The following is a 23,971-nucleotide window of genomic DNA, read 5'->3' as shown; positions in this document are numbered from 1 at the left end:
CAATCAGCTATCAATTGGAGCTAGGTTTGCTTCGATTTCTGCACGTCGTTCTTCTAGAAATGGTGGTAAATCTAATGCTTTACCCAGCTCTTCGACCGTTGAATCTGCAGTGAAGCCCGGACCATCTGTGGCAATTTCAAATAAAATCCCATTGGATTCGCGGAAATATAAGCTTTGAAAGTAAAAACGATCCACAATCCCTGTTGAGTGAAAGCCACGCTCTTTAACAACTTCTTCCCAATAACGCAGCTCGTCTTCATTTTTAACCCGGATGGCTAAATGATGAATGCTTCCTTTTCCGGGCTTCTCACTTGCTCCTTCTTCCTGCTTGATAACAATCTCTCCAAATGACTGACCGCCAACAGACTGATAAATGGCTTCAGTATCAGAGCGAGACGCTTCTACATAACCAAACATATCCTTTAATGTGTTCGCTAAGCTTTCTAAGTGCCGCACTGTGATTTCGACTGTGCCCATTCCTAGAATTTGATGCTTTTCCTCGACTGTGGAGTCTTTCCAGACTGACCAATTTTCAGGAACCACTTCGCCGTTATTGTTTAACAACATCATGCGCAATCCTTCTGAATCTTCAAAATGCAAAGCATCCCGGCCCGCATAACTTGTAATTTCACCATGTCTTACATCGAATGACTCAAAGCGTTTTTTCCAAAAAAGAAGACTTTCAAATGACGGAACGAGCAACCCGATTTGTGTGATTGCATTTGTGCCCCGAATAGTGCTTCCCGCCTTAGGCATTTCAAAAAATGACAGCTCTGTTCCCGCACTCCCTGTTAAATCTCCGTAAAAAAGGTGATACATAGTAGGGTTATCTTGATTCACTGTCTTTTTCACTCTGCGAAGTCCTAATACTTTTTGATAAAATTGATTATTCAATGGAGCGTTTTTTGTAAGCATCGAAATATGATGATGTCCAGAAATGGTATACATTGCAATTCCCCCTCATTTATCATTACTTGACTAGTCAACTGATAATGCAAAAAAAATTACTCCAGCGGTAATTCTTTTTTTTGGCTATGTTTGTGTACACGTGTCATCAGAGCATATAGGGTTTGTTGTTCTTCTTTATTTAATACATCATCAAAAAATGACGATTGAAAGGCAAGCTGTTCAGGCATTGCTTGTTCTAAAATAGATTCTGCCTTCTCAGTAAGGCTAATCGTTTTTGTTTTCCAGATATGCTTACGTACAATATAGCCTTCTTTTTCAAGGCGATCGAGCATCCGAGAAATACCACCTTGCGAAACTGTCACTTTATCAGCTAGCATCATTTGCGTGAGCGGCTGATAGGTGCGGATTTGCATGAGTGCATCAAATTGGGCAGTCGTTAAATCGAACCGTTTCAAAAAGTTATTCGACATCTGGTTACTTTGGTTCGTAAAACGCATTAAACGTAACCAGATTAACGAGCCTATCGTATTATTGCGCATTTTGTTTCCTCCTTACACTTATCACTTTACTACTCAATTGATAAAAAAGCAAGCCTGCTTTGAGACCCTTTAGTGAAAAATGGCTTACTTTCTATTCTTTTTGGCATACCTGCCCGCTGTCCTTCCTCTAACATAGGGGGTGTAGTCATTCGCTGCTTCCAATGCCGGGTGCACTGCAGCTTAAACTTAGAGATGGGTGGGATCGTATATGAGTAAACTGGCAGTGGATGGAGGAAGTCCTGTTCGAGTGGAGCCGTTTCCAGCTTGGCCGATTTATGGAGAGTTGGAGGAACGCTTGCTCCTTGAGGTCGTTCGCTCCGGCAAATGGGGTGGAGTAGGTGCTGTGCACTCGTCCGAATTCAAAGAAAAGCTGCTGCAGATGGAGCGGACATTCGCGGAGCTGCAGCAAGCTGATTATGCGGTTAGTGTAGTTAATGGCACTGTTGCAATAACGGTAGCGCTGCAAGCTGCGGGAGTGAAGCCAGGCGATGAGGTGATTGTGCCTCCTTACACTTTTATAGCTACTGCATCAGCTGCGTTGGCATTTGGCGCAATCCCCGTATTTGCCGATATTGAAGAAGATACGCTGCTTATCGATCCGGACAAAGTGGAAAAAGCGATTACGCCGAGGACTAAAGCTATCATCCCTGTACATCTTGCGGGGGCACCCGCTAATATGAGCCGAATTAAAGAAATAGCTGCCAAATATAAGCTCAAGGTCATTGAGGATTCCGCTCAGGCTGTTGGAGCCCAGTGGGAAGGCCGCGGCGTAGGGTCGATTGGCGATTTAGGGACCTTCAGCCTGCAAGCCAGCAAAAATCTCAATGCCGGAGAAGGCGGCGTGATTATTACGAATGACAAGGCTTTATGGGAGGAGGCTTGGTCCATCTGCAATGTGGGACGCGTTCCGAAGGGAGCTTGGTACCAGCATGAACGGATTGGACAGAACTATCGGATGACGGAGTTTCAGGCAGCCATTCTGCTTGCGCAAATGACTCGTCTTGAGGAACAGATGCAGTTAAGAGAAGCTAACGTGAAGCTGCTTGATGCATGGCTTGGCGAACGCGATGACATTCGCTTAATGAAGCAGGATTCCAGGATTACGCGCCATGCCAATCACCTCTATATGTTCCGGATCTCATCAGAGCGTTCTGAGCAGGTAGACAAGAATGATTTTATTACTAAGATGAATGCGGAAGGGATTCCTGTAAGCTACGGCTACCTCTCTTTAAATCGCAACGAGGCTATTATCAAGGCGACAAGAGCTTATACGAACGATGACCGCAGCTATTCCTGTCCCGTAAGCGAGCGGCTTTGTGATAAGGAGGTTATTTGGCTCAATCAATCTGTGCTCCTGGCAGATGAGAGTGCCATGAATGATATTGCTAATGCGATTGGTAAAGTGATGGCTTCTTATTAAAGGAGGATGAGGAAAATTGAAGGAGGAATGGCATGTTGAACACAAACTCACAGCTTCAATTAGGAACCGCAAAGGTGGATATTACCCCGCGGAAATCGATTCCTCTAGCCGGCTTTGCCGATAGAAGCAAGCTGGGCGGTTTCACCGGGATTGCTCAGCCTATTTATGCGAGGATTTTGTTTTTTCGCCATACGGACGCACGGGGACATGTGACCGCAAGTGTGATCATTTCAGCTGATTTGATCTGGTGGGGAAGCGAACGCATCCCGCTGCTGAAGCAGCAAATTCATGCAGGCTGGGGTGTTGAGCATGCAGCGATTCTTTTTCACGCTACACATTCCCATTCCGGGCCGCAAACGAGTACACGGTTTACCACCTTGCTAGGTGAAGCGGATGCTGAATATCTGGAGCAACTAGAGGCTGCAGTGCTGCTCGGCGTACAAGAGGCCGCGGATCAACTGGAGGTTGTCTCGGCTCAGCGCAGCAGCGGCGGGTGCAGCATTGGCATTAACCGCCGCCTTCCCATGGAGCAGACGCATCAGCTTCAGCCGAATCCGCATGGGCTTGTGGATCATGAGCTCACTGTTATCAAATTTCTCACAGAAAGCCAAGGAGCGACAAAAGCTGTTCTTGTGCATTACGCCTGTCACCCGGTTGTGCATCGGGATAATTTAGTTTCCGGAGATTTTACCGGAGCCGCTATGGAGAGCATTGAAGCAGCGCTTGGTGGCGGGGCAATGGCAGCCTTTTTGCAAGGTGCCTGCGGGGATATCAATCCGGGGCATGCACAAGCTTTCTACCAGGGGAAGGATCCTCTTGTCCGGGAGCTTGGACAGCTTGTAGCCGATGAAGTTATTAAAGTACTGTCCCTGCCAATGATGACACTGCAAACTTGCCCTATTGCTGCCCAGTCCGTTGTCGTCGAACTGCCACTGCAGCAGATGCCTGAACGAAGCAAGCTGGAGGCAATGGTTAATGAGCCTGGTATCATGGGGGAATGGAGCCGTAAGCTTCTGTCTGCATCGCGGCCGCAGTCAGCGTATCCTTTGGAAATGAGCTTCATTCAAATAGCCGAAGGCTTCTCCATGGTAGCTATGAACGCGGAAATCGTTACCGCCTATGGCCTGCTTGTGAAAAGCTTGACGGCTGGCCGGACGCTTGCACTGGGCTACTCGAATGGGATGTTTGGCTATGTACCTACAGCTGAGCAATTAAGAGAGGGCGGTTATGAACCAGTAGGTTCGACGTATTATTTTGCCATGCCGGCCCCCTTTGAACCCGTCATTGAGCGTCTGATTAGCGAGGCTCTTACCGATTTATTAGGAAAGTCGTTCCTGTGAGGATTGGCGGAATTCACTTGGTGTCATGCTCATGATTTCCTTGAAAACGCGGGAGAACGTGCGGAAGGATTCAAAGCCCACCTCAGCAGACACCTCCGAAACCGTCATACTGGTAGTGGATAGGAGTGTAGAAGCAGTGCGGATGCGAATGGTATGCAAATATTCAAGAAAGCTTTTGCCAACATGAGTTTTGAAGATTCGGCTGGCGCGGGGGATACTGACGTTAAATTGCTGAGCTAACAGGGATAAATTCAGATCGTCACCATAATGCATATGGACAAAATGAATCATGTCCCACTTGCTTTCTTTAGGGGTCAAAGCCGAGCTCTCTCGCCCCTGTGAAAGCTGAGCTAAAGCAGCACGGATGAAGAGAAATAAAGCTTCCACCAGCTTGCAGCGGATCAGGCTGTTCTTCCCTGGCTCTGAGCCTGTAAATTCAGCATACAGCTCATCCAGAATGTGCTTCATCTGCTCCGCCTGCAGCGGGTTCAAATCCACATAAGAAGGCAGGCCTTCGCCTACACGCAATAAATATCCGCCTAATTCATCATCAAGCGAGGAGCCTAAAAGCATCTGGATATCGAACATGCAGCAATATAAACGAACTGGTGAGCTCGGGAAACAGTTAAAATCGTGGATATGGTGCGGCAGCAGGAATGAGAGGGTCCCTGGCTTCAAGGTATGGGTTTGACCGTTAATGATTTCTGTCCCCAAACCGTCCAGCACAAAGGATAATTCCGCAAAGTCGTGGTGATGCAGGGGCAGCTCCTGACTAATCGTATTCTTTCTCATATAAAAAGGAACACACACCTTCTTAAAATCCACATGAGATAAAACATCCTGATATTCCGGAAAGGTTCCCATCTTTTAGCCCCCCACTGCTTTACTGCTTATGGGTATTAGTATAAACCAATTCAGGGCAGAAGGAAAAACCCTCCACCCCAAAAATACTATGGTCTAACCATTTTAAATCAAAATTTTAACAACAGCTTTCCTGACTACTGTAGACTGCTCCAGGGTACAGCTCGGGCGATGAAGATCTGCCGGGAAAAATACAACAAAAGTGCCTGCTTTCAAAATAAGCTCCATCTCATCCTGCAAATGGCCATACAGATAGGCATCACTGCTTTCCATCAGGTCATCGGTTATGATTTGCTCATCTGTTAATCGCGCCAAGCCTATTTTCTCTTCTCCGCTGATCACATATTGAACATCCATATAGGATTTATGGGATTCTGCTTTCAAATCCTCTTTGGGCTTGGTCGCTCCCTCATTGATCATAACGAACATGCGCTCGCCGTCAATCTCGTGCTTCCCATTTTCCAGCTTGGAAAAATCAGTGCTTTTAAGAAAATCTACAGCCTTGCAAATGTCGGGCGAGAAATAACTTTTCTCAGCTTCCCAGTGCTTCAAATCTCCCAGAATCATGAAAGCAACACTCCTTATTTTGGTATAGCGAATGCAACTCTTTCATTTTATCCAATCCCTTTTCATTTGGCAATATGCAGGCAGCGGAAACAGCCTTGGAACAGCATTAGAACAGCCTTGGAACGGCCTTGGAACGGCTTCGAAGCGGCCTATCCTACATCAGCTTATTTAACAAACCAGCGAATCGGATAATGTCCTTCTTTTCTTTCATATTGCAAGGTATACGGGTTCAGCAGCAGCATCGCTACATATCCATCCGTCCTTGGCATCAGCCATCCATAATCCCAGTTCTTGCTTTGATACATCAAAGGAATGGCGGGCTGCACTCTGACTATCGGATGGGTTTCTCCCAGGAACAATTTCTGTTCTGTATAGTTGTAAGTAAATCCTACCTGTGTAAACAATTCGTGCTCCATGCTGGCTTCTCCGTCATTCATCAGATCCTGACAAATGCCCCGTACCCCAACCTTGACTTCACGGCCTGAGTGAAAAGCGCCAACAAGCTGCTCATAAGAGCCTCCCACTACATGTCCATCCGCATCATGAGACAATACTTCCTCCCACTCATCATTGACCCAGTAACGGAATTTGCCGAAATCGTAAATAAAGTTGCTGCTCGGTGCATTCGTGCCTGCGTCCCAGCTATCAAGCTGATGATACTTGGGCATATCGTGATGATCGTCTAGTGGAGAGCTGCCCAGTTCACCGGTTACAGCGCCTCCATCCAAATAAGGACGGGCGATAGCCTGCTGGCCGTTCTGATTATACAAGAACAAGGATAACGAGGGACGGGCTACGAATCCAATTGGAATATTTACCGGTTGACGCAAAGTCATGCAGCCTGCGACCCAGCGGCCATCCAATACATAGGTCGTCCTAAACTCGGATACTTCGCCAACGAGCTCCTTGTTATCTGACTCGACATCAATATGCTCATTATGTTTGAAATTCGTCTCAATGCGCAGATCAGCCCCGGCGCTTATCGAATCACGCAGCGCTTCCTCGCTGCCCTCCACTCTGCCGCGATGTTCATTTAATTCCAGAACACATTTCCAAGCCATCTCATTTCCTCTTTTCTATAATTTGATTATTCTTATGCCATCCGAAATACCGGCGCTACAGGAATGCCTTCAATCCGTGCTTTAATATTGTCCTGCCTTCTTGCCTCGGATAGTTCCCCAAGACAATCGTCTAGCGCATCCAGCGTATATTGAATGTGATCCTGCTTATGCGCGTAAGAGATGTAATTGTAGCTTGTAAATAAAATGCCCCTCCGGATCATTTCCTGCTGCAGAAAGCTTTTGACCAGATTGGCTTCAGAACTGTCACTATATACAAACAAGGTTTTAGCATCCGGGCCTTTTATCTGGATTCGATCTGCCAAGCCATGCTTGGATATTAATGCGTTGCCGCTTTCCTTTAGCAACTTCCCCATCTCATTGACGTGTCCTATTGTGTTCCTCGCCTTCATTTGCTGGATCGTGGCCTTCGCCGCTGCAAGCGACAGCATTTCACCTCCGAATGTAAAAGAGAAAAATACGTGCTCCAGCGCAGCCATGATTTCCTTTCGTCCAACCAGCATGGAAAGCGGCATGCCATTGGCAACTGCCTTTCCGAATGTAGCCAAGTCCGGGGTAACGCCGAAATGTCCTTGAGCGCCATGAAGGGAAAGCCTGAAACCAGTAAGCACCTCATCAAAAATAAGCAATGCTCCGTTCTCATGCGTAATATCCCTCACATCTGCAAGGAAGCCAGCCTGTGGCATCGTAATACCCACTGGCTCCATAATGACAGCAGCCACTCTGCCTTTATAAGTTTCCATTAGTGCCTTCAAGCTATCGATATCATTGTAAGTAAACTTCTTAGTCAGCTCCTCCATAATGGGAGGGATGCCTGAGGTTCTTTCAGTCGTGATTACATACCAGTCATGCCAGCCGTGGTAGCCGCAGCAGAGTACAATGTCTTTGCCCGTGTAGGCTCTGGCCAAACGTATGGCTGCAGTTGTTACATCAGAGCCATTTTTGCCAAACCGGACGCTCTCGGCACAAGGAATCACTTCGCGCACCAGTTCCGAAACTTCTACCTCCAGAGGATGCATCAGTGTTAGCGTAATCGCATCCTTCAGCTGAGCAATGATTGCCTCATTAACTACTGGATCGTTATACCCGATCGACACAGCTCCAAGTCCCATGCCGTAGTCGATAAACTTGTTATCGTCAGCGTCTGTTACAAGGCAGCCATCGCCCTTAACCAAATACTTCGGAGCATATCCATACACGAATTGCGTCGGTCCCTTCGACAAGCACTGGGTACCACAAGGGATAAGCCCATCTGCCCGTTTCCAAAAATGATCCGACTGCTGTATCCCGTTCAGCATACCAAGTTGTTCCATGAATATCACGCCATCCTTTCAATCTTCTTGTCTCCGCTTAGTACTGATCGGGAAGAGTTGCCGGCAGAAATCCTGGGTCAACCAACTCTACACGTCCGGTAATTGCACTTTTCTCAGCAGCGGCCAGTGTACCCGTTACAATACTGCTCTTTCTGTAAGTGAAAGGCCAATCCGTTTTCTTGCGGACCGCCTCGATAAACATATTAATTTCATCCGCATACACGGATTCCAGAATGTCGGACATGGCTCCCAGATGAAGCATATCGTCAATACCCAACTTAGGCAGCTTGCGGGAAATCGTTCCCGCTGACAGATCAAACTCGATAAATCCGTTTGTACCGCCAGCGATACCTTTGCGCATCGTTTGCGGGCTTCCCATAAAGACGCTAAGCTGCCCGGTCGCTCCGCTCGCCAAAGTCATCTGCAAGCACCATGTATCCTCCGACTTCATCAGCAACTCGCCTCTTTGCCTGACTGTTCCTGCTGCAGCCTCCGGTTCACCAAACACATAATCCAGAGCGATCAGCTCAAAAGGAACCATTTCCCGGCCTGGTGCTGTACTGCGATGACGGGCGTAATATTCCTCTCCTTCCCCCGGATGCCAGCCTGGCGCATCTACAGATAAGCACATATAGTAGGCGTGCAGCCCTCCCAGCTGTTCCTCAACAATTTTTTTTAGTTCTCGAACAACTGGTAAAAAATATAGCGTACAAGAAGGAGCCGCGACGATATTTCGCTCCTTGCCGATCCTCTCGACTTCCAAATAGTTATAAGGCCATATCTCCGCTTCGCAAAAGAAATGCAAGCCATGCAGCAGCGCCATTTCCACATATTCCGCATGCATATGCGGAGGTGTGGAAATAACGACCGTATCAGGCCCCCATAATAGAGCGCTCTCCAACGAGCTAAAACAAGTAACACCAAACCTCTCTGCCGCCCGCTCTCTGCGGTCTTCACGCTCGTCGAACAAAGCAATTTCCACATCACCGCGTGCTGATAAATCCCTCATGCGCCTGGTTCCCATTGAACCTGAACCAATCTGTAGCACTTTGTTTTGTATCATTGAAGTCTCCTTATTGTTGTCTTATTTATATTATGGTCTGACCAGTTGATTTAGAAAAGGGAACTCATTTTCTCAAAATTCGCCTAATACCTGTTTCATCCTTCTATTTCAGCTTAATTTCAATTGTTCACCACCCTGTGTAAGCTGATATGTGCTTAACCTGTTAATGGAACTGTATAAAGCTTCAATAAGTGGTCCTACCATTATATTTGTATTCCATATATCGATCATAAACCACGTCTAATTTTTAGTCAATCCTTTTTATTACAGCGCTTTGTCTTAAGATTGCTTTTTTAATTCAGTGCGTGTACTATTTAAATTGTAGATGGTCAGACCATTTCTATATGATTTATGAACCTAAAGAAATTGAGTGTGAAACCCCATGCAAATTCCCAAAAAAAGAACGCTTTCCGATATAGTAACCGAACGGATTAAGTCTTACATTCTGAACAACCGGCTAGTAGCCGGCGATAAACTGCCTTCTGAGAAGGAGCTCATTGAACAACTGGGCGTAAGCCGGACGGTAGTTAGGGAAGCTCTTAAAATCCTGCAGATGGTTGGTGTGATTCGCATTAAATCTGGCGAGGGTATTTTTGTCGATGATCCTTCCTTGAAGAGCGTTGTCAGCCACTTTTCCTTTCAATGGCGGAATGATGCTACTAAAATGAACGAGTTACTGGAAACCCGCATCGTCCTTGAGCTTGGCGCCATAGATATGGCTATTAAGCATTATTCACCCGCACTTATTGAAGAAATGGAAATATGGAATGAAAAAATCAGGGTAAAAAAGAATGGCTTCGATCAAGAGGATCTCGGATTTCACCGCTCCTTGTTTCAGGCGACAGGCAATAGCGTCTATTTGCAGCTGAGCGAGATTTTGACTGATTTTTTCAATGCGGTCCATACAGATAACTTTCATTATGAGCAGGAGCTGCGGCAGTCCTTCGAGCAGCATGCCGAAATCATTTCCTGGATCAAGCGGAAAAATGCCAAGATGGCCAAGCAAATTATGATGCTGCATCTTGAGCCTCTCTATTTGAGCATGGAACAAACCTAGTTTTGAGAAGACGCCTTGTGGTGTCCTTTGATGAGCTTGTTCGTGACGTGGGAGAGTTACGGAGGGAAGGGATGTGGGCTCCAGCCGCTGTTAAAGATTTGTTCCCTTGAATGGAATGGATGAAGGGGCTTCGAACAAATCTTTAAAGGCGGACACTTCCGCTCTTTCGCCCACACCCCTTCCCTCTCTCTAGCTATAATCGCACGAACACCATGCTCAAACGGACAACCAGCAAGGTTTTTTCTCTTGGTTAGAGGAGATTCCTAGCGGGCGCAGGCGCTGGAGATGAAGAGCCCGCGCAGCTGAGGAGGAACTGCTACTTTAGCGATGTTTTTCATCGTTAAAAGTACAGGGGTCGTCTCCACAAACTTACTTTAACGATGAAAAACATCGTTAAACTCCCTTTTATCCACCCAAAGGGGCCATCTGACCTCTTTTAGTGATGAAAATCATCATTAAAGTGGCTCATTGACCGAAAGCACCTACTTTAACGATGAAAAACATCGTTAAGTGTAGCACACGCTCAATCCGGGGTGGCTGATTGCTACTACTTCTCTTGCTCCCCTTAAATTCCTCCTCTTTAGCTACAAATTGCTCAACAACAAGTTAAGCTAAAACGGACAGCCAGCAAGCGTCTGGATTTTGAGGCAAATAGGCATCTTACTCTAGCTCACAAAGGAGTCATTTCAAATGGAACCACTACAAAAAAATGAACGCTATACATTAAGCCAGACAGTTAGCGAGCAGCTAAAGCAATATATCGTCGACCACCGCTTGCTGCCTGGAGACAAGCTGCCATCGGAACGCGATATGGTCAAGCAAATGGGAGTTAGCAGATCTGTGATCCGGGAGGCGCTGCGCTATTTGGAGATTTCCGGCATCATCTCCATTCGTCATGGCGAAGGCGCATTTATTCAGGAGCAGGATTTGGCGCCACTCATGGAGCAGCTTGTTTTTCAATGGGGGCGTGATCTCTCGGCTCATGATGAACTGCTGGAGCTTCGAATGATGCTCGAGCTGAATGCTGTCGAGCTTGCAGTCAAAAACGGTACTGAAGAGGATTTCGGGGTACTGGAGAAATTGGCTCAGGACATGCTGTCCAGGTCGTCAGACATAGACGAGGACGCTGGCGAGAAGCTGGGCGATGAGGATACTGCTTTCCACCGCTGCTTGCTTCTCGCCACACATCATCAGCCTTTTATACAAATGACAGATCCTATTATCAGCCTTCACGCTCGCCTATCCAATGAACACTTATCTATTGCGCGCGCATCCAATGTCCACGTATCTATTGCCAGCGTATCCAATAAGCAACTGGAGGATCCGGAGGATCCGAAGACTGCACAGCAGGCTCCGGGGCCTTTATATGAACAGTTCGTAGAAGCTCTACGCCAACGCAACCTGTCAGAAGCTAAGGATTTATTGCGGCGGCTGCTTTCATAAAAATTTCATAAAACCACCAGACCCACTCAGAATTCCACATAAGGAATCGTCAAAGGACCAAGCGGCATAACCGCAATCCGGGCTTCAGGACCGTACTTCGCAAGCAGCATTCCCACGGTTTGCTCAATGCTGTCTGTCGGAGTAAACTTCGCCGCGGATACCTGCTCTTCGTTCAATGATGAATATAAATACACGTCGGCCCATACCTGCACCATCGCCTGCTTCTGTACCTGCCATTGATCGAACAGCTGGAAGGAAGGATCATTGATCATATCCAGAATCGCTTGCGGGGTTTCACGCATCTGCAGAATGGATGCATAATTGCCATGGCTCGGCAGCCCATCGATGCACTCCGCGGCGCAAATAATGGCGCCGCCTTGCTTGACGATTTTTTGTGCTGCGCTCATCCCTTTTACTGCTTGATATAAATTTTGATCCAGCGGATAGCCACTGTTCGTCGTAATGACAATATCAAACGCCTGCTCGCAGCGTATCATGGCGTGCTCCCGCACAAACGCGCACCCCTGCCGGTGGGCCTCGATCACATCGCCGGCAAAAATACGGGTAATCTCTTTGTCACCGTTTAACGTGACATTCAGCATGAAGTCGGGCTTGCACATTAATGTGATTTCCGTCGCCTCTTCCTGCACAGGGTTCCCTTCAATCAGCCCCCAGGTGCTGAGGGGATTGCCGATCAGCGGCGCGCTGTGGAAATGCTGAATCGTCTCAATACCTGCGATACCAGGCATAATTCCCTTTGGGCCGCCGCTGAAGCCGGCAAAGAAATGCGGCTCGATAAAGCCGGTTACGATTTTGAAGTCGCTCTCGACATATTCCTTATTCAAATACACTTCCGCTCCATACTTGCTTTTTCCAAGATAAGCCTGTGTGTCTTTTTCAAAGGCATTGTTGTTCACGACCCGCACGGTACGCATCACTTCCTCGCCCAGCATGGCGGTCAGCTCTTCTTCTGTGTTATCCCGGTGGCTGCCGGTGCCATTAATGATCACAAAGTTTTCTTTTGGCACATGGGAAAGATACTCCAGCAGCCAAGGCACCAGCTTATGGTTAGGTGTCGGACGCGTCATATCGCTGATCACAATCGCTACTTTATCGCTAGACCGCACCATGGTGCGGAGCGAAGGCGTGCCAATAGGCTGATCAAACGCTTTAAACGCCTCGGCTTTCTCTTCAGCCAAAGCTGGCAGATGATGCGGTTCCAATACATGGGCATGATCCGGCAGCGCGACGGAAAGCCCCTTCGTTCCATATGCTAATTCGATAATCATCGTAAATGCCTCCGATTCAATTCGATTACTGGTTATTGTTTACGTTTCTGTTACTACTGCTACTTACTTCTTTGAGTATACCTCATTTTATATTCTATCACCTAGTAAGATATCCTTCCCCCACTAAACGCAAAAAACCGCTATCCCTCCTCAGTGCTGCGGAAGAATAACGCTTTGATTCAATTCCTTTGCTGTCAGTATATAGCTTATGGTCTCCCACGAAAGATGAGCCTGCCCTTTTCAACATTTGTGGTGATTTGTTGCTGCTGCTCTAATTCTGTGATATAGGCACGAACTACCGTGTAAGTCAGTCCATACTGTTTTAAATTATCCTCCAGCTTAAATTTCTCCATTGCTCTTTGGGTCAACTCTTCCACAGTCAGTGGTCGTTCTCTTAACAGGTTGAGTATAAACCCGCAGGTTTCATCCATAATATGTAAATGTTTCTCTACTAAACGATCCATGTCCTCATAAGCCCCACCATGATAAAGAACATAAGATTTGGATTTGTCCTGCAGCTTCTGCAGCTGTTCCAAGGTTGCTCTGGCAGCTGAGATATCCGTATAAAATAGTAGCTCTTGTTTACGTAAGGTTTTTTCACCAAATAAAGCGTCTCCGCAGTATAATACTTGATCCCGGGTCCTGACTCCGATCATCCCTGGGAAATGTCCCGGCAAAGGAATGATTTGGAATTCCATGCCATGAATACGTAAAGTTTGCTCCCGTCCTTGTAATTTATCTGTCACCTGTAGAGGCTCAGTTATCTCTATTCCAGTCCATTCATCATTAGGCAGCACTCCGCAACCATAGCAAAATGCCTCCAAATACGGATTTTCAATAAATGGAGCAGCTGCATAGGCAGCAAATATGCGCAGATCAGGATACTTGCCCTTCAAATAAGAAGTACCTCCGAAATGATCGGCATGACCATGGGTATGGATGATGGCTGTGATCCGGCAGCCGTATTCTATTATTTTTCTATCTATTCTTTCCGCAGCTTCCGCATGTGCCCCGCTATCAATCAGCACAGCCAGTCCCTTGAGCCTATCCAGATAAACGCCGACAGCATGTGCACCGGAAGCCATATAGCTGTTTCCCCATATTTCTATCAGGTTAAGCTTGCGCATAATGGCCACCTCTTTTAGGGTGATTTTAGAAAATTTGGATATTCCAAAAGGTAAAAGGAACACAGCTCCTTCAAGCTTTTTTCTACACGGTCTGCATAGATTTGATTTAGAAAGGGCCATTCCTTCACTATTTTTGCGAAATGACGGATGGATTCTGCAATGTTTGCCTTATTTTTTATAGCTTCAACAGTTTCTGCAGCTTCATTGCCTGTACCATCTGCAAAACTATACAGCAAAAATTCATAGGAGCCTTGTTTGCGCTTTGCCTGAACATGCAGCTGCACTAATAAAAATAGCAAAGTGACAAGCTGGTACTCGAACATTTGCTTTTCTTTGTCCGTAGCTTTCTCCAGAGATATAAACCCATGGGCCAGATGCAGGACCGATAGTGACAACTGCCCAAGAGATTGGTTATGCTTGCGGCTAGGCTGCATGTCCATTCAAAGCCCCTTTTTCGGTATCCTTTAATAATCCAGTTCCGCTGCCTCCGCTCGATCCGCATCAACATATTTCTTATGCATGCCCACAGCCGGATTCATATCCGAAGCCATATCCATATCCATATCCATTTCCATTTCCATATCCATATCCATATCCGCATCCAAAGTGCTATCGGCATACGGCTCTTCGCGGGGAGCGATGTGGATCACTGCATCCATTTTTTTTAGCAGCATCCATTCTGCCATCAGGATTGTATCGAGCAGGCCTACGACAGATTGGTTAAACTGAATGATTTCAGCAGTCGTTGGGTTGGTTGGAAAATTCACTTTTTTGCCTACAAAAGCAGTCATATTATCCGCTTCGGAATTCATCAGCCTGGAGAGCGCTTCTTCTTCAAGGGCGATGGATTCGATCAAATGAGTGATCGCTTGATTGAACGTTGGCATTTGTTTAGAAGATATCTGATCCTTTAAACTCATCCTACGCGCCCCCTCACACACGAACTTTACCCGTTCTTTTGCTGATTATTTTGCTGGTTGTTTTGCTAGTTATAGCTATTCCTCTTCATATTCATCCTCTATGCGATCATCAAAGCGTTCCTCTAATTTTAAAATATCTTCTAACTTAAATTGCAAAAGCATCTGATTTTTAATTACATTACGCAGCATGCGTTCCACACTGTCATTCAGCCTTAGCGCATCATCCACGCTCAAATCATGATCATGAAGGACCTTCTGTATTTTTTCACCTTCCGCATTGATAATATGGGAAAGTCCAATTTCTTCAAGGGCGATGGAGGTCAGCAATAAATTAATAACCTCTGGACGTTTTAAAATAATTTGAGGTGTAATATCTGGAATGTTTGGCATGCTCATACAGGATCAACACCCTTTCAAACCCTAGTTCATACGCGGCAGACTGCTCAAAATTTGCTCCAGCTTACCCTGCAGCAGAATCTCCGTTCTAATCACATCATTCATCGTTTTTCTTACACTTTCGTCGATTTCAAGCAGGTTGGTGATCGTTGCCGGAGGAACCAGTCCATGTCCAAGAGTACCTACAACATATTGGATTTTCTCGGCTTCAGCGTTTAAAATGCTTGCTAGAGCAAGCTCCTCAAAGGCAATAGAAGCTAACAACAATGAAACGGACTGCCCCATTGTGATTGAAATGATTGGGGTAATATTGGGAATAGCCGGTTGAGAGATAGTATCACCTTCATTCATAAATTGTCAGTATCCTAATTATATGTATGTTGATGTGAATGACTCTATGCATAAAGGTTGTTCAAGTAAGCCCTACATCGTTCGATAAAAGACTCAGCACGGAAGCTTCCCGCCCCCCTAAGTGTAAGATATTGCAAATTGTCTTCCCCGAGCACCAGGCAATGCCTGAACACAGCTTCTGCTTCTTCATATCTCTTTTGGGCAAATAAGAGGATCCCTTTATAATAATGCAGGTCCACATAGTCGGGATAAAGAGTAATTGCCTTATCGATGCCGAGCCAAGCACCTTCAAAGCTTCCTAGAGCTAGCAGAGTGTCATATTTCATTTTGTAAATGAGCGAAGGGGGAAGCTGGCCTCTGCTGATAAACCCCTTGATAGCTGTATTCAAATGATCGAAAACTTGCTTATAAGCCCCAGTCCGATAATATTCGCTTGCCACATGGTAATCGATCCAGGGACTATGCTCCGGATTTTGTAATTCTTTTTCCAGCATAGCCATGTTTCGTTCATGCTTCTTTTTAACCCTTGCTACAGACTCCAAATACCCATAATGATGAATACGGGTAGGGAGCTTGTAAGACTCTGTTGCATCCTTATCCTGGAGCAGCTCCCAGACATTCAATTGCTCATGAATATCATTAACAAACCGTAGGCCTAAGCCATTGCGGAATAGCCTGTACTGAGCAAGCGAATAAGCCTTATTCCTATCAATGGGGAAATCCCCGTAGTAATTCACAATGGGCAGACTCCAAACGTGACAACTATTCCCGCATTGGCTTAGTGCTGTACGCCACAGCTCCGGGTCTTCGATTTCGAGAACCTCATCCGCATCAAGCCATAAAATCCATGCTCCCGACGCCTTCCCGATTCCATAGTTGCGAGCCTCCGCAAAGCTTCCAGTCCATTCAAAATCAAATACCCTGGCATTATATTGCAAGCCTATTTTTTTCGTCCGATCAGTGGAGCCCGTGTCCACAATAATGATTTCATCCACTGCGTGCTGTGCCTGCTTCAAGCAGTTCTCCAAAAATAATTCCTCGTCCTTTACAATCATACATAATGACAATGAATTAGTGGTATTAGTGGCAGTCATTTTCTGACCTCCTCTGATCGCTTCATAACAATTGTTTCTAATACATATATGCCTTGTGTTAAAAAGCAATGAACTTTATTCAGTAGAATATATGAATTACCCCAAATTTATCACCCTATCACACAAGGCAATGGAGGACTCGCGGTGGGACACTACGATAATTGTTTTATCCCTTCCGATAGCACAGATCGCATCATGAATAATATTCTCCGAATATTGATCAAGTGCGCTAGTCGCTTCATCAAATATAATCATACTAACATCTCTTAAAAATAATCTGGCTAGTACAATTCGTTGACGTTGACCACCTGACAGCTTGATGCCTTTCTCTCCAATTACAGTTTCATAACCATCCGGTTGAGAATAAATAAACTGATCGATACCTGCTTTTCTGCATGCTTCATCCAACATCTTCGTATCCGCACCAGGTGAAGCAAGTCTTAGATTCTCTCGAATTGTTAGGTTAAATAGGAAGTTGTCCTGCATAATGAAACCGATTCTCTCAAATATAAAACGATGGTTTATTTCATGGATATCCATGTCAGACAACCATATTTGTCCGGAACTTGGTTTTAACATGCCCATAATCAGCTTTAAAATGGTGGACTTTCCTGAGCCACTGCGCCCAATTAGAGCCACACGCTCACCCTGTTTGATGGTAAAACTAAGATTATCAACAACAAGAGGTAAATGGAATGCATAAGAAAACCGAATGTTTTTTACATGGATATCGCTTTTCATGCCTTGAGGTATACTCGGTTTAGGTTTTATAGGATGAGTCGTATATAGTTCTTGAATAACCCTATCATAATAAGGTGTGTTACTTTGCAGCTCCGCATCAGCAAATGATAGGGCACGGATGCTTCCACTTAATAAGGCATAGTACATGGCAAAAACAAGCAGCGAACCAATTGTAATTTCCTCTCGCATGATTAGAATTCCCCCAAAGAAATAAAGTGCAAATTTCATCAGAAATTCGTCTTTAATTTTAGGTATGACCAGTACTCTTGCTACCCAATAATGAATCCATCGACCAGAAAACTCAGCAAAATTATGTGAAAATCTCACAAAAATTTTTGTTTGGTGCTTCTGCAAATTTAGTGCCTTGATTTCTTTCCATCCCTGTATGGAACTATGCAGCCAACTATTCCACCTTTGATCATTTTCACGATTTATATGCTGTAAATCTCTTTCCTTAAGACTTATTCTATGATCCGTGTAAAAAGTAAGCGGTACAATAATAATTGAAAATAGTGCAAGCCGCCATTCAATCGAAAAGATTAATATTGCAGCAATGATGGCGGTAATAATAGACTTGAGATAATCCACGGTTTGCAGCCCTGTAAAATCAGCAAGTTTTGCCACATCATCATCAATACGCATTTTCAGATCACCAGTACTACGTTTTTCATAATCCGCAAATGGAATTTGAAAATAATTGGCCAAGATCCTATGTTTAATTCGAAAAACAGTTCGGTTTAAAAGTCTGTTATTGGAATAGTTACGGATAAATGATAATGCTGTATCCAGTAAAAAAAGACCCACATATCCAGCAATAACAACTTTAAATACCGTCAAATTCCTGCCAATAATAACCTGATCAATAAACATCTTGTAGAAGGTCGGGAGCATAAGTGATATTGCCCCGCTTACTCCGCTGATTAATGCGATAAGCACAAAATGCTTTTTCATTCCAAAAGCAAAAGGACTCAACCTCTTTACTAAGACTACCCGGTATTTAAGTTTAACCAGCACTTTCTGCCCCTTCCCTGACAGCAAACAGCTCTCGAAAACCAGAATGGTTCTGCAAAAGCTCAGTGGGTTTGCCTGTCACCCTTACTTTCCCGTCTTCTATCCATACAGCATTGTCGCACATCATCACTGAGCTTTGCCGATGGGCTATAATGATTGCAGTTCTTCCCTCCAGCAATTCCCCCCACGATTCATGCACTATCTTTTCAGTTTCACTATCAAGCGCGCTTGTAGCTTCATCGAATATGATTATCGCTGGATTCTTCAGATAAATACGTGCAATGGCAAGCCTTTGCCTCTGTCCGCCCGATAGTCCAATCCCTTCCTTGCCTAACAGAGCGTTAAGCTTTTCAGGCAGAAGCTCAATATAATCTGCGATACCGGCTTTACGGCATGCAAGCCATATATGTTCATCGCTTGCTTTGGGGTTTCCAAGTAGTAGATTGTCGCGAATGGTCGCATCAAATAATAAAACATCCTGCTGCACAATGCCTATATGCTGCCGTATGGTCTTAAGACTGCAGTTCGTTAAATCTTGTCCATCAATGAGAATCGCACCAGCATCTAACTCGTACAAGCCAATAAGAAGAGAGGAGATTGTCGTTTTGCCGCATCCGCTTTTACCCACAATCGCGACATGGCTGCCGCATGGAATCAATAAGTTCATATCTTTAAGCACTGGTTTTCCTTGCTCATATGCAAAGTGAATACGACTAAACTCAATCTCACCTGCACCTACTATAAGATCACACTTCCCCTTCCAGGAATGCTCGTCATCCTCCGACAAAAAGCGTTCAATTCGGCCTATACGGGTAAGTCTCGATTGAGCATCCATATAGCTGCGAACCAGTAAAAAAATAGTTTCGTCCTTTAATGTGAAAACAAAAGCAACTAAAACGATCACATTGCCAATAGTAATTTCACCTCGAGATGCCAGATATGCGCATACGCCATAAACAGAAAGCTGCAATAACAAAGTAATCCATTCTATTATTTTGTCCGAGGTTAATTTAGATACAGAGATCTCCACGTTTTTAGCAAATAGTTTGCGTTGATGCCCAGTAAAATCCTTACGAATGGTTCTCTCACCACTCAGCAATCGGATATCGGTGATCCCCTTCAGAATTTCTAGTAACCAAGATACATAATGACCATAAAATTCACGCTGATTATCGCTATGATCCCTGATTTTCTTACTCATTTTAAACGTGGTGTATACGGCAAGCGGCAGGAATAAAGTAACAACAAGACCCGCTTCAATGCTAATAATATATATGTAAGTTAAATAAAACACACCCTTAAGAATCCCGTTGATACTATGAATGATATTGCGTATTACGAAATGCATGCATTCAGAAGTATCATCAAGCAGCATGGTGATCATGTTTCCAGTTTTGGCATCTGACATATAGGAAGCTTTCTTTGATTGCATTTTTTTAAAAATATCCAGTTTAATGTCGAACGTATACATACTCATTAAGTAATGATGCAGCGTGTAAATAAAGAAATATAGTATACATGAAAACACCGACATAACCACAAAAACAAAACTTACTTGCAAAAAAACATCCATATTTTTGTAATATACGATCTGATCAATCATAATAGCGAAGAGGATCGGAGTGATTACAGTGAGCATACAGTCTACAAGCCAACCGGTATAAAAGAGTACAAAATTACGTTTGTGCTTCCTTATATATTTGGAAAGAATTCTAACTCCATCGAATACATTTAATTTTTCATTCACGACTTTTACCTCCCCTCACAAAAATACGATACAAAAGACTTTCCTTGCCTTGCGGTATGTCTATAAATAGCTTTTTTGATGATAAGGCGTGGATCATTTCCTGGTCTTCTTTGTCAACATGTAATGTCGTATAATCAGTTGATTGATCCGCATTGTCTATCCTGACAGGATAGACAACTTCTTGTTTGTTGGCGTACAGGTACGCTCGCCCGGCAGGAACACTACCAGCCTGAATGGAAAGTGTGATATGACCTCTTACAGGAATAAGCTCAACTGCATAAGTCTTAATGACATCAATTTGAGTCATAAACATTAGAGATAAAATCAACCCCATGCCTAACATCACAAATGAAATAAATACAACTGGAGAACTGCTGATATAACGTGTATATTTCCTTCCAAATTCACTCTTTTTATAAAGCATAGTTCACCACCCATCGAAAAATAGTATAATTAATTTTAATAAGTACCCTCTGTTAATACAATGATATTTTTACATCTTTTTACTATACTATTTGCAGCACGGAGGTAGGTAAATTGCCACAGAACGACAGACATCGCACAAGAGTTGTTCCAATCGAATATAAGGAAGATGAACAGTTAGAATTGCTGCCGCTTACTGAAAGGGTCACACTCGTTCTGGTTAACAGCGGCAGTGCAGCTATCCTGATAAATGAAAAAATGCATCATATCTCTGCCCCTTGCGTGTTATGTATTTCACCATACATTCGAATTAAAATAATGAATAAACATCATTGGTCAGCACAAGCCTTTAGCTTCAATCCCACTTTTTTAAACAGCAAGTTAACTTTTGAGGCCTTATCTATCAACAAATTTGATAACTTGGAAGACGCGCATGACAGAAATTTGCTGACGATGTTTTTAAACCATACGGATCACTTTTCAGGGGTCCTACAAATTCCGTCATCCATGTATCTGCGAATACTTGAGTGGGTTTCTACAATCGGTACAGAAACTTTTGCACAAAGTGATGGCATGTGGACTTGCCGCATACGTCGTTATTTGTTGCAATGCCTTTTTTTAATAGAGGATCTTTATGTGGAGATGTCTAAAAATAACTTTCAAGACCCACCCAACTATCATAAAGAACCTGTTCAAATAGCCCTGGAGTTTATACATGTCAATTATCAAAACGAAATTTATCTTAACGACCTGTGCCAAATAGTGAAGCTGAATCGAACCTCCCTTAATCGTCAGTTCAAACAGCAAACGGGTCTGACTGCTATGGATTACTTGAATGACCATCGAATAAAAATTGCATGTGAAACTTTAGTCCATACTAATTTAAAAATAAGCGAGCTTGCTGAAGCATGTGGTTTTCAATACGAAACCTATTTTATAAAAAAATTCAAAAAAAAGATGGAAGTTTCACCTTCTGAGTACAGAAAGAATGAATGGAACCGCTTGGGAGGATAACTATGTAGGGGAGAATGACAAAAAACGATAAGAAAGCAGCCATATAGCTGTCTTATCGTTTTCTAAAATCCAAAAACATTAGTGACTTAATCACCAAGTCTTATAACCAGGAGAATCATAATGCATAGGACCCATCATTTCCATCACGGGAATCGTGTAGGCAATTAAAATCAGCACAACCGACAGGCCAATCCACATGCCCCATTTCTCCAAATAAGCAGGAGCTGGTTCGGCATTCTCTTCCGCTTCTCCAATCGGATATTCCGTGACCCCTTTTGGCGAACGCATCAGCTTAATGACGATATAAATCATAAGCACTACAGCAATGAAGAGGATCGAGCCGCCAATCGACATCGTCACATAATAAGGCAACCAGGAGGCCGCTTCGGCGTTTTCGCCATAGGTCGTAAAGGCTGTCCGTCTCGGAGATCCCAGCAAACCAACCCAGTGCATAGCTCCAGACATAAAGAACATACCCACACACCAGAGAATCGTTTGGATGATGCCCAGCCTATTCATGCGCGCAGTCAACGTTCGTCCTGTAACGACAGGAATCAGCCAATAGGCAATTCCGAAAAAGGTTAGCGCCACACTAGTTGCCACAGTCAGATGAAAGTGCCCCGTAACCCACAGCGTATTATGCACGACTGCGTTCATCTGATTGCTGGCATTAATAATGCCTCCCGCTCCCGCAGGAATAAATACGAGCATGCCCATAAAAGGTGCAAAGAAACGAACGTCCTTCCAAGGCAGCACTTTTACCCAGCCGAACATGCCCTTTGCCCCCTTGCTTCTCCCGTGCATTTCAAATGTAGCAAACAAGGAGAAAGCAGTCATCAATGAAGGAATTACGACCATGAAGGTTAATCCGACCTGGATAAATTTCCAAAGCTGGTTAATGCCCGGCTCCATCAATTGATGGTGAAAGCCAACAGGAATCGAGAACAAGAGCAGCAGCACAAACGAAAGGCGGGCCATGGCATCACTGTATATTTTGGCTCCAATAACCTTTGGAATGACCACGTACCAGCAAATATAGGTCGGCAGCAGCCAGAAATAAACGAGCGGATGACCGAAATACCAGAACAGCGTGCGGCTGAGCATAACGTTAATCGTCTCCACCCACCCGAACGACCAGGGAATTAGCTGAACAATGACCTCAACCGCAACGCCAATGGTCGCAACCTGCCACATAATCATCGTAATGACAGCCATAAAGGAAAATAGCGGTGAATTTTTGCCCCGATTCATTTTTTTCCAATATTTAAGCTGATAAAAAATACCGAATCCACTAATCCAGCTGCCAACAACAATAAGCGCAAGTCCTACATAAAAATAAGGCGAAGCCTTAAGAGGAGCGTAAAAAGTATACAGCACGCTAGCCTTGTTTAACAAAATAAGCACAACATCCAGCAGCGTACCAGCGCTCATCAAACCAAATCCAACCCATCCCATCCGGTTCACAATAGGCAGCAGTTGGCCTCCCAAGGTTTGCGAAATGCCTGAATACAGGAATCCGATGATGAAATATGTAGTAAAAATAAGAGCCATCAATACGCCATGCGCGGTCAAAAGCTGATAATATCCAATCCCGAAAGGCAGCTCAATCGTGCCGCTGCGCACCATGCTCTGCAGCAATCCGGCAACTCCGCCGATAAAGAGGGCCCCAAATGCGAATAAAATATGCGCTAGCACGAGAGCCCCATCCTTGGAATGGAACACTTGCGGTTTCGTGAGGTTCATGGTTCTAACTTCCCTTCGTTCTATATGACTTTCTATGTGACTATAATTTTGGCCTGCATGTATTCGTGGCCGCCGCCGCAGTACTCATTGCACAGAATCAAATACGTGCCTGGCTTCGTAAACTTGTAGGACAGCTGGCTAACCTCGCCAGGAACAATCATCAGGTTCACATTCGTTCCGGGAATGGCCAGACCATGCACCACATCAGAGCTCGTTACCGTAAAATGAACCGTAGACCCCGCCGGCACCTCCATCGTCTCCGCATCATAACCGAATGCATAAGCGATCATTACAGCCTCATATTCCTTATCCGCTACCTGCTTCATTCCAGGCTTGTCAAAAGGAGCCGTTTCGTTCACCTTGGCCGGATCAATCATATGATGATGTCCACTCGGCGGCGAAATCCCCATAGCAAATGCCGAAACGCCCAATATGCCTAAAAATAACAAAAGTGCCCCCATACCTAAAGCCAGCCATATTTTTTCCAATCGATGAATATGCATGTCTGTTCCTTCCTTTCAAGC

The 23,971-nt window shown here is 44.7% G+C and carries 24 protein-coding genes; 5 read left to right on the top strand and 19 right to left on the bottom strand.

Annotated elements, in window-relative coordinates; all coding sequences use genetic code 11:
• Positions 1-3 precede the first annotated feature (3 nt).
• Entirely contained in the window at positions 4-948 is a 945-nt protein-coding gene (locus J2Z66_RS11620; protein ID WP_209971564.1) for a ring-cleaving dioxygenase, read from the bottom strand.
• Positions 949-1,004: 56 nt separating this feature from the next.
• Positions 1,005-1,448 carry a MarR family winged helix-turn-helix transcriptional regulator gene (locus tag J2Z66_RS11615; RefSeq protein WP_209971563.1) on the bottom strand — a complete coding sequence of 148 codons (444 nt, stop codon included), beginning with the start codon at positions 1,446-1,448 and terminating at the stop codon, positions 1,005-1,007.
• Positions 1,449-1,656: 208 nt separating this feature from the next.
• Here J2Z66_RS11615 and J2Z66_RS11610 point away from each other — a divergent pair, with 208 nt between their 5' ends.
• Both J2Z66_RS11610 and J2Z66_RS11605 read left to right on the top strand, forming a co-directional pair.
• The gene (locus tag J2Z66_RS11610; RefSeq protein WP_209971562.1) at positions 1,657-2,868 is read left to right on the top strand and encodes a DegT/DnrJ/EryC1/StrS family aminotransferase; all 1,212 of its coding nucleotides are present in this window, start codon (positions 1,657-1,659) and stop codon (positions 2,866-2,868) included.
• Positions 2,869-2,900: 32 nt separating this feature from the next.
• The gene (locus tag J2Z66_RS11605; protein ID WP_209971561.1) at positions 2,901-4,208 is read left to right on the top strand and encodes a neutral/alkaline non-lysosomal ceramidase N-terminal domain-containing protein; all 1,308 of its coding nucleotides are present in this window, start codon (positions 2,901-2,903) and stop codon (positions 4,206-4,208) included.
• Here J2Z66_RS11605 and J2Z66_RS11600 read toward each other — a convergent pair.
• The 5 genes from J2Z66_RS11600 to J2Z66_RS11580 form a co-directional block, all read right to left on the bottom strand.
• The gene (locus tag J2Z66_RS11600; protein ID WP_209971560.1) at positions 4,188-5,072 is read right to left on the bottom strand and encodes a helix-turn-helix transcriptional regulator; all 885 of its coding nucleotides are present in this window, start codon (positions 5,070-5,072) and stop codon (positions 4,188-4,190) included. The two genes, J2Z66_RS11605 and J2Z66_RS11600, sit on opposite strands and share 21 nt — an antisense overlap.
• A 102-nt stretch (positions 5,073-5,174) precedes the next feature.
• Positions 5,175-5,636 (bottom strand): NanQ anomerase/TabA/YiaL family protein, encoded by a 462-nt coding sequence (locus J2Z66_RS11595; protein ID WP_209971559.1) that lies wholly within the window; start codon positions 5,634-5,636, stop codon positions 5,175-5,177.
• Between the two features lie 164 nt (positions 5,637-5,800).
• Complete coding sequence (locus J2Z66_RS11590) at positions 5,801-6,697, bottom strand: hypothetical protein (RefSeq protein WP_209971558.1); 897 nt, start codon at positions 6,695-6,697, stop codon at positions 5,801-5,803.
• Positions 6,698-6,729: 32 nt separating this feature from the next.
• Complete coding sequence (locus J2Z66_RS11585; protein ID WP_209971557.1) at positions 6,730-8,028, bottom strand: aminotransferase class III-fold pyridoxal phosphate-dependent enzyme; 1,299 nt, start codon at positions 8,026-8,028, stop codon at positions 6,730-6,732.
• Positions 8,029-8,065: 37 nt separating this feature from the next.
• The gene (locus J2Z66_RS11580; protein WP_209971556.1) at positions 8,066-9,091 is read right to left on the bottom strand and encodes a Gfo/Idh/MocA family protein; all 1,026 of its coding nucleotides are present in this window, start codon (positions 9,089-9,091) and stop codon (positions 8,066-8,068) included.
• Positions 9,092-9,473: 382 nt separating this feature from the next.
• Between J2Z66_RS11580 and J2Z66_RS11575 the strand changes: the two genes are divergently transcribed.
• Positions 9,474-10,148, top strand: coding sequence for a FadR/GntR family transcriptional regulator (locus J2Z66_RS11575; protein WP_209971555.1), 675 nt, complete (start codon positions 9,474-9,476; stop codon positions 10,146-10,148).
• 690 nt (positions 10,149-10,838) lie between these two features.
• Positions 10,839-11,591 carry a FadR/GntR family transcriptional regulator gene (locus J2Z66_RS11570; protein ID WP_209971554.1) on the top strand — a complete coding sequence of 251 codons (753 nt, stop codon included), beginning with the start codon at positions 10,839-10,841 and terminating at the stop codon, positions 11,589-11,591.
• Positions 11,592-11,617: 26 nt separating this feature from the next.
• On the opposite strand, the gene larA is transcribed toward J2Z66_RS11570, so the two are convergent.
• The 10 genes from larA to J2Z66_RS11520 all read right to left on the bottom strand — a co-directional run bounded on the left by larA (position 11,618) and on the right by J2Z66_RS11520 (position 20,691).
• The gene (gene larA / locus J2Z66_RS11565) at positions 11,618-12,880 is read right to left on the bottom strand and encodes a nickel-dependent lactate racemase (RefSeq protein ID WP_209971553.1); all 1,263 of its coding nucleotides are present in this window, start codon (positions 12,878-12,880) and stop codon (positions 11,618-11,620) included.
• Positions 12,881-13,086: 206 nt separating this feature from the next.
• Positions 13,087-14,007, bottom strand: coding sequence for an MBL fold metallo-hydrolase (locus J2Z66_RS11560; protein WP_209971552.1), 921 nt, complete (start codon positions 14,005-14,007; stop codon positions 13,087-13,089).
• Positions 14,008-14,021: 14 nt separating this feature from the next.
• Positions 14,022-14,447 carry a hypothetical protein gene (locus tag J2Z66_RS11555; protein WP_209971551.1) on the bottom strand — a complete coding sequence of 142 codons (426 nt, stop codon included), beginning with the start codon at positions 14,445-14,447 and terminating at the stop codon, positions 14,022-14,024.
• A gap of 24 nt (positions 14,448-14,471) precedes the next feature.
• Entirely contained in the window at positions 14,472-14,927 is a 456-nt protein-coding gene (locus tag J2Z66_RS43410; protein ID WP_281068823.1) for an alpha-helical endospore appendage domain-containing protein, read from the bottom strand.
• Positions 14,928-15,002: 75 nt separating this feature from the next.
• Positions 15,003-15,323: an alpha-helical endospore appendage domain-containing protein gene (locus J2Z66_RS11545; protein ID WP_209971550.1), complete on the bottom strand. Its 321-nt coding sequence runs from the start codon at positions 15,321-15,323 to the stop codon at positions 15,003-15,005.
• 24 nt (positions 15,324-15,347) lie between these two features.
• The gene (locus J2Z66_RS11540) at positions 15,348-15,656 is read right to left on the bottom strand and encodes an alpha-helical endospore appendage domain-containing protein (RefSeq protein ID WP_209971678.1); all 309 of its coding nucleotides are present in this window, start codon (positions 15,654-15,656) and stop codon (positions 15,348-15,350) included.
• A 62-nt stretch (positions 15,657-15,718) separates the two neighbouring features.
• Positions 15,719-16,768 carry a glycosyltransferase family 2 protein gene (locus tag J2Z66_RS11535; RefSeq protein ID WP_245375465.1) on the bottom strand — a complete coding sequence of 350 codons (1,050 nt, stop codon included), beginning with the start codon at positions 16,766-16,768 and terminating at the stop codon, positions 15,719-15,721.
• Positions 16,769-16,864: 96 nt separating this feature from the next.
• Complete coding sequence (locus tag J2Z66_RS11530) at positions 16,865-18,523, bottom strand: ABC transporter ATP-binding protein (RefSeq protein WP_209971549.1); 1,659 nt, start codon at positions 18,521-18,523, stop codon at positions 16,865-16,867.
• The gene (locus tag J2Z66_RS11525; RefSeq protein ID WP_209971548.1) at positions 18,513-20,267 is read right to left on the bottom strand and encodes an ABC transporter ATP-binding protein; all 1,755 of its coding nucleotides are present in this window, start codon (positions 20,265-20,267) and stop codon (positions 18,513-18,515) included. The genes J2Z66_RS11530 and J2Z66_RS11525 overlap by 11 nt, the downstream gene beginning before the upstream one ends.
• Positions 20,260-20,691 (bottom strand): hypothetical protein, encoded by a 432-nt coding sequence (locus J2Z66_RS11520; protein ID WP_209971547.1) that lies wholly within the window; start codon positions 20,689-20,691, stop codon positions 20,260-20,262. Before J2Z66_RS11520 ends, J2Z66_RS11525 begins: the two co-directional genes overlap by 8 nt.
• A gap of 113 nt (positions 20,692-20,804) precedes the next feature.
• Here J2Z66_RS11520 and J2Z66_RS11515 point away from each other — a divergent pair, with 113 nt between their 5' ends.
• Entirely contained in the window at positions 20,805-21,704 is a 900-nt protein-coding gene (locus J2Z66_RS11515) for a helix-turn-helix domain-containing protein (protein WP_209971546.1), read from the top strand.
• 90 nt (positions 21,705-21,794) lie between these two features.
• Here the strand turns inward: J2Z66_RS11515 and J2Z66_RS11510 are convergent, their stop codons facing one another.
• Together J2Z66_RS11510 and J2Z66_RS11505 are read right to left on the bottom strand one after the other, a co-directional pair.
• Positions 21,795-23,447 carry a b(o/a)3-type cytochrome-c oxidase subunit 1 gene (locus tag J2Z66_RS11510; RefSeq protein WP_209971545.1) on the bottom strand — a complete coding sequence of 551 codons (1,653 nt, stop codon included), beginning with the start codon at positions 23,445-23,447 and terminating at the stop codon, positions 21,795-21,797.
• 32 nt (positions 23,448-23,479) lie between these two features.
• Positions 23,480-23,950 (bottom strand): cytochrome c oxidase subunit II, encoded by a 471-nt coding sequence (locus J2Z66_RS11505; protein ID WP_209971544.1) that lies wholly within the window; start codon positions 23,948-23,950, stop codon positions 23,480-23,482.
• Between the last annotated feature and the right edge of the window lie 21 nt (positions 23,951-23,971).

Source organism: Paenibacillus eucommiae (assembly GCF_017874215.1).
GTDB classification, from domain to species: domain Bacteria; phylum Bacillota; class Bacilli; order Paenibacillales; family NBRC-103111; genus Paenibacillus_AI; species Paenibacillus_AI eucommiae.
This window is presented reverse-complemented; position numbering and strand designations above follow the sequence as displayed.

Bases quoted from the DNA above. Each gene is read 5' to 3' on its own strand.
- larA (WP_209971553.1), bottom strand. From the start codon at position 12,880: ATGATTATCGAATTAGCATATGGAACGAAGGGGCTTTCCGTCGCGCTG.
- J2Z66_RS43410 (WP_281068823.1), bottom strand. From the start codon at position 14,927: ATGAGTTTAAAGGATCAGATATCTTCTAAACAAATGCCAACGTTCAAT.
- J2Z66_RS11510 (WP_209971545.1), bottom strand. From the start codon at position 23,447: ATGAACCTCACGAAACCGCAAGTGTTCCATTCCAAGGATGGGGCTCTC.
- J2Z66_RS11570 (WP_209971554.1), top strand. From the start codon at position 10,839: ATGGAACCACTACAAAAAAATGAACGCTATACATTAAGCCAGACAGTT.
- J2Z66_RS11590 (WP_209971558.1), bottom strand. From the start codon at position 6,697: ATGGCTTGGAAATGTGTTCTGGAATTAAATGAACATCGCGGCAGAGTG.
- J2Z66_RS11505 (WP_209971544.1), bottom strand. From the start codon at position 23,950: ATGCATATTCATCGATTGGAAAAAATATGGCTGGCTTTAGGTATGGGG.
- J2Z66_RS11575 (WP_209971555.1), top strand. From the start codon at position 9,474: ATGCAAATTCCCAAAAAAAGAACGCTTTCCGATATAGTAACCGAACGG.
- J2Z66_RS11610 (WP_209971562.1), top strand. From the start codon at position 1,657: ATGAGTAAACTGGCAGTGGATGGAGGAAGTCCTGTTCGAGTGGAGCCG.
- J2Z66_RS11560 (WP_209971552.1), bottom strand. From the start codon at position 14,007: ATGCGCAAGCTTAACCTGATAGAAATATGGGGAAACAGCTATATGGCT.
- J2Z66_RS11600 (WP_209971560.1), bottom strand. From the start codon at position 5,072: ATGGGAACCTTTCCGGAATATCAGGATGTTTTATCTCATGTGGATTTT.
- J2Z66_RS11585 (WP_209971557.1), bottom strand. From the start codon at position 8,028: ATGGAACAACTTGGTATGCTGAACGGGATACAGCAGTCGGATCATTTT.
- J2Z66_RS11520 (WP_209971547.1), bottom strand. From the start codon at position 20,691: ATGCTTTATAAAAAGAGTGAATTTGGAAGGAAATATACACGTTATATC.
- J2Z66_RS11595 (WP_209971559.1), bottom strand. From the start codon at position 5,636: ATGATTCTGGGAGATTTGAAGCACTGGGAAGCTGAGAAAAGTTATTTC.
- J2Z66_RS11545 (WP_209971550.1), bottom strand. From the start codon at position 15,323: ATGAGCATGCCAAACATTCCAGATATTACACCTCAAATTATTTTAAAA.
- J2Z66_RS11535 (WP_245375465.1), bottom strand. From the start codon at position 16,768: ATGACTGCCACTAATACCACTAATTCATTGTCATTATGTATGATTGTA.
- J2Z66_RS11580 (WP_209971556.1), bottom strand. From the start codon at position 9,091: ATGATACAAAACAAAGTGCTACAGATTGGTTCAGGTTCAATGGGAACC.
- J2Z66_RS11620 (WP_209971564.1), bottom strand. From the start codon at position 948: ATGTATACCATTTCTGGACATCATCATATTTCGATGCTTACAAAAAAC.
- J2Z66_RS11615 (WP_209971563.1), bottom strand. From the start codon at position 1,448: ATGCGCAATAATACGATAGGCTCGTTAATCTGGTTACGTTTAATGCGT.
- J2Z66_RS11605 (WP_209971561.1), top strand. From the start codon at position 2,901: ATGTTGAACACAAACTCACAGCTTCAATTAGGAACCGCAAAGGTGGAT.
- J2Z66_RS11555 (WP_209971551.1), bottom strand. From the start codon at position 14,447: ATGGACATGCAGCCTAGCCGCAAGCATAACCAATCTCTTGGGCAGTTG.